3 protein-coding genes and 2 pseudogenes are annotated in these 4,949 nt (G+C 70.4%); 3 read left to right on the top strand and 2 right to left on the bottom strand.

Annotation, left to right across the window (positions count from 1 at the left end; genetic code table 11):
- Together KBX53_RS22160 and KBX53_RS22165 are read right to left on the bottom strand one after the other, a co-directional pair.
- Positions 1-259: pseudogene (locus KBX53_RS22160) on the bottom strand (hypothetical protein); the annotation flags it as partial.
- A 94-nt stretch (positions 260-353) separates the two neighbouring features.
- A complete protein-coding gene (locus KBX53_RS22165) occupies positions 354-2,780 on the bottom strand; it encodes a family 20 glycosylhydrolase (protein ID WP_210861413.1) in 2,427 nt (808 codons plus the stop codon).
- 325 nt (positions 2,781-3,105) lie between these two features.
- Between KBX53_RS22165 and KBX53_RS36485 the strand changes: the two genes are divergently transcribed.
- The 3 genes and pseudogenes from KBX53_RS36485 to KBX53_RS22180 all read left to right on the top strand — a co-directional run.
- On the top strand, positions 3,106-3,921 hold the full coding sequence (locus tag KBX53_RS36485; protein WP_209444574.1) for an ABC transporter permease: 816 nt from the start codon (positions 3,106-3,108) through the stop codon (positions 3,919-3,921).
- Positions 3,918-4,700: an ABC transporter ATP-binding protein gene (locus KBX53_RS22175; protein ID WP_210861415.1), complete on the top strand. Its 783-nt coding sequence runs from the start codon at positions 3,918-3,920 to the stop codon at positions 4,698-4,700. The genes KBX53_RS36485 and KBX53_RS22175 overlap by 4 nt, the downstream gene beginning before the upstream one ends.
- Positions 4,697-4,949, top strand: a pseudogene (locus tag KBX53_RS22180) (hypothetical protein); the annotation flags it as partial. The gene KBX53_RS22175 and the pseudogene KBX53_RS22180, both read left to right, overlap by 4 nt.

Genomic DNA, 4,949 nt, shown 5'->3' on the forward strand with positions numbered 1-4,949 from the left:
TTCGGCCGGGGGCCGGGTTGTGGCTGCCGGTCGTGGACGGCCGTCCACGACCCCGCTGGCCGGACAGCGCCGGTTCCCGCTCGACGACCACGCCGCGGGCGATGAGGTCGCCGATGATGTCGAACAGGGTGGTGCGGGACAGCCCGGTCAGCCGGATGAGGTCGGCCCGACTGAGCGGGCCGGCGCTGCGGAGCTGGGCCAGCAGCGCCTCCGTGTGCGCCAGCCGCACACGTTGCATGGCATCCGGACGTTCGATCACGGCACCATCATGACCGACGCCTGCTCCCGGGTGTCGTCGCGGCATCCTACGGCGCGGTGGCCGGCGCCGCCACCGGGGCGGCGCCGGCCCGCGGTCAGCTGGCGCGGACGGTGACGGTCAGCGCCGCCTGGACCGGGGCCAGCCCGGCCGAGCGCACCGACAACGTCCCGGTGTACGTCCCCGTCGAACCGAACGTGCGCCGGGACACGACGGTGAACGCGCTGTTGATCTGCATCGCCGGGATGCTCGGCTCGCGCGTCGCGGTCGGCGTCAACGCCTCCACCCGTCCGTCACTCCAGGTGACGGTGGCGGTCAGGTCGGTGCTGCGCAGCCCGGGGGCGGTGACCGTCCAGGTGGCGCCGACCGGTGCGCCGACGACGGCGGCGGCGGACCGGCCGAGCGCCTGTTTGCGCCACGCCACGTCGGCGGTGGGGAAGAAGTTGACGCCCTCGACCGTCAACCGTCCGCCGGCCACCGACAGCCGGGTGGTGAAGTCGGCGTAGTCGCGCTGCGTCTGCGGCGTCCACCCCACCTCGGCGGTGGCGATCAGGCGCGGGAAGCTGTAGTACTGCGCCTGGCCGATCCGGCGGATGAACTCGCCCCACAGGGCCGACTCGACCCCGAGCACGCTGGTCTCGGCGATGTTGGGGATGAAGGTGCCCGGGTCCCAGTTGTAGTGCCGGTCCAGTCCGCACGGTCCGCCGCAGGCCCACGAGCCGCCGAGCGGTTGGCGGGCATCCTGCTTCTGCGGCACGTACGTGTGGGCGGCGGGGGAGAGGACGACCCGGGCGCCACGGCCGGTCACCGCGTTGCTCACCGCCGTGCGGTCACCGTTCCAGTACTGCACCACAGCGTTGTCGCGGGGCAGCGCCGTGCCGGCGTACTCGTTCCAGCCGACCACTGTCTTGCCGAGCGACGCGACGGTAGCGGTGAAGGCGTCGACCATCGCGGTGTAGTTCGCGTGGCTGGTCACGTGCGCCTCGTCGCCGCCGATGTGCAGGTACGGCCCCGGCGTCATGGCGGCGATCTGGGTCAGCACCTGCGTGACGAACTCGTACGTCGTCGCGCTGGCCGAGTCGAGCGTCGAGTAGCCGACGTTGCCGGTGCCGTTGGCCGGTGCGGTCTGCTGGCCGGGTGCCGGCTTGGGCTGGGCGCCGGCCGTGTTGAGCTGGGGGATGGCGTGCAGTGCCGCGTTGGTGTGCCCCGGCATGTCGATCTCCGGGATGACCGTCATGCCGTTCAGGCCGGCGTAGCGCACGATCTCGGCGTAGTCGGCCCTGGTGTAGAAGCCGGTGACGCCCAGTTCGGTGCCCATCAGTTGACCGCTGTCGTTGTAGGTCATGGCGGTGCGCCCGCTGACCGAGGTGAGCCGGCCGTAGTCGATGCCCGCCGGGTTGCTGGTCGGGTTGTCGATGGCGATCCGCCAGCCCTGGTCGTCGGTCAGGTGCAGGTGCAGACGATTGATCTTGTATTGCGCCGCGCTGTCGATGTACGCCTTGACCTCGTTCATCGGGTAGAAGCTGCGGGCGACGTCGAGCATCATCGCGCGGTGGGCGAAGCGTGGGTAGTCGGAGATCGTCACCGCCGGCACCGTCCACGCGGTGTTCACGACGGTGTCGGACTCCACCCACTGGGGCAGGAGTTGGCGCAGCGTCTGCACCCCGTTGAGCGCGCCGTTGGCCGTGTCGGCGCTGATCCGGACCGTGCCGGTGGTGACGACGAGCCGGTATCCCTCGGCGGCGTGCCCGACCGGACCCTTGCCGGCCCCCACCTCGACGACGATGGGCGCGGGCGCGGTGCTCTGGGTGACCACCGGCAGGGCGTACCCGGTGGCGGGGCGGAGCAGCCCGGCGAGGTAGGTGGCGGGCGCGGTGGCCTGCGATCCGACCGCGACGACCGGTGTGTTCGGGTTCAGTGTGTACGGCGTGCCGCCGTTCTCGGTGAGCGACACCGGTTTGGGCAGCAGGCCCAGTGAGGGTGCCGGCGGGGGCGCGGTGCTGTCCCAGATCTCGAACTCGGAGATCGAGTAGCCGTAGGCCGCCCACCGTTGGTGCCCCTGCATCCGTACGTAGGACACCGGCTGGGCCGAGTTCACAGCGATGACGTCCGTGCGGGGGCAGGTGTCGCGCTGCAGGCGGGTGACGGTGGTCCAGGCGGTGCCGTCGGCGGAGGTCTGCAGGGAGAAGTCACGGGCGCACGCGTTGGGCCAGGTCAGCACCACGTGGTCGACCCGGGTGGCGGACGCCAGCCGGACCTGGACCCAGTTGTCGTCCTGGTACTTCGACGACCAGCGGGTGTTGCGGTCGCCGTCGTTGACGCGCGTGGCGACGAAGTCGGCGCGGTCGAGTTCGACGCTCGACGCGGTGGCGGTGCCGGTGCGGGCCAGGTTCACCGGCGCGGCCATGGCCGGGCTGGCGGCCGTGAGCGGCGCGAGCAGCGACGCGGCGATCACCAGGGCGAGCTTCGCCGCGGTCAGGCGGCGTCTGGGTCCGGTGGTGTGGGGGGAGCGCGGAATCGACATGGGACTCCTCTGTCCGTCGCCCGGCTCGCCGGGGGACTGGTTGCTCGGGTACGCCGCAGTCTGCTGACGTCGCCCAATTTAGTCAATGTCCCGGACAATAAAACGGCGGCCGGTCCGGTCGGGGCCGGGCGTTGTCAGGTAGCCCGGTCACCCCTAGGCTGCCGGCCAGACATCTGACATCTTATGAACCGCCGCACCGCTCCCAGCTCGGGCTTTTTAGTCCGAAGGGTTGACATGAATAGTGTCGTCGCCAAAGATTCGCTTACCTTCAGCGCCGCCGACCGGAGAGGAGCCCCATGTCCGAGCTGGGCTACGGAGCACCACCGTGGCGATAGACGTGCAACCGTCCCCACCCCGAGGTCCGGAAACCACCACTGCGACGTCGCCGCCGCGCCGCGCCGTACCGCTGCTGGTGTGGAACGTGCTCGCCGTCGTACTGGGCGTCGGCATCTGGACCGTGCTGGCCCGGATCGGGGTCTCGGGCCTTCCCGGGCCGCAGGAGGTCGCCGTCCGCGCCGGTGAGCTGACCATGGACGGCACCCTGCTCGACGACAGCCTGGCCAGCCTGCGCCGGGTGCTCATCGGCTTCGCGCTCGGCAGCGCCCTGGCCATCCCGGTCGGCTTCCTCATGGGCTGGTACCGGACCGCGCGCGGCCTGATCGAGCCCTACGTGCAGTTCTTCCGCACCATCCCGCCGCTGGCCGTCATCCCGCTCGCCATCCTGCTCATGGGCATCGGGGAGACCCCGAAGATCTTCGTCATCTTCCTCGCCGCGTTCCTGTCCTGCGTCGTGTCGACGTTCCAGGGTGTGGTGAGCGTCGACAGCACCATGATCAACGCCGCCCGGGTGCTCGGCGCCAACGACGCCGTGGTGTTCCGCCGGGTCGTCGTCCCCGCGTCCACCCCGTTCATCCTGGTCGGCATGCGCGTCGGCCTCGGCGCGGCGTGGGCGACGCTGGTCGCCGCCGAGTTGATCGCCGCCCAGGAGGGCCTCGGCTACCGGATGCAGCAGGCACAGATCTACTACGACCTGCCGAGCATCTTCGTCGGCCTGATCACCATCGGCGTGCTCGGCCTGCTCATGGATCGGCTTCTGCTCGCCGCCGAGAAGCGCCTCACCGGATGGCAGGAACGCCGATGACCGAGAAGATCTCCTTCCGCGCCACCACCCGCACGTTCGAGGTGGGCGGCAAACCGTTCCACGCGCTGCGCGAGGTCGACCTGGACATCGCCGACCGCGAGTTCGTCACAGTGGTCGGCCCGTCCGGCTGCGGCAAGTCGACCCTGATGAACATCGCCGCCGGCCTGGTCGAGCCCACCAGCGGTGAGGTGCTCGTCGACTCACGACCGGTGCGGGGGCCCAGCCCGGAACGCGGCGTCATCTTCCAGCAGTACGCGCTGTTCCCCTGGCTGACGGTCCGCGAGAACGTCGAGTTCGGTCTCCGGATCGCCAAGGTCGGGCGGGCGCAACGGCGAGCACGGGCGCAGCACTTCATCGACCTGGTGGGTCTCGGCGACTTCGCCGACGCGCTGCCCCGGATGCTCTCCGGTGGCATGCGGCAGCGGTGCGCCATCGCCCGCGCGTACGCCGTCGACCCCGGCGTCCTGCTCATGGACGAACCCTTCGGCGCCCTCGACGCCCTCACCCGGGTGCAGATGCAGGACCAGTTGCTGGACACCTGGGGCACCGAGCGACGCACTGTCATGTTCATCACCCACGACGTCGACGAGGCCGTCTACCTCGCCAACCGGGTCGTCGTCATGGCCGCCCGTCCGGGTCGGGTGCACGAGGTCATCGACGTCGACCTGCCGTACCCGCGAACCGAAGCGGTCCGTCTCTCCCCGGAATTCTCCCGGATCCGCAATCGGGTCTGGCGCGCTGTCTACCACCAGACCCCTCAGGAAGGTGCATCCCGATGAGCCCTCTCTCCCGTCGCGCCCTGCTGACCGGCATCGCCGGTCTCGGCGCCACCGCGGCCCTTGCCGCCTGCGACGACGAAAAGTCCGGATCCGGCGGCTCCGCCAGCGAACCGGTGAAGCTCGGCTACATCGCCGACTTCACCGGCGCGAGCCTGATGGCGATCGCCGACGACAAGAAGCTGTGGGACAAGCACGGGCTCAAGCCGGACCTGAAGGTCTTCACCAACGGCCCCCTGCAGGTGCAGGCGC

The organism is Micromonospora sp. M51, from assembly GCF_018070305.1.
GTDB lineage: Bacteria > Actinomycetota > Actinomycetes > Mycobacteriales > Micromonosporaceae > Micromonospora > Micromonospora parva.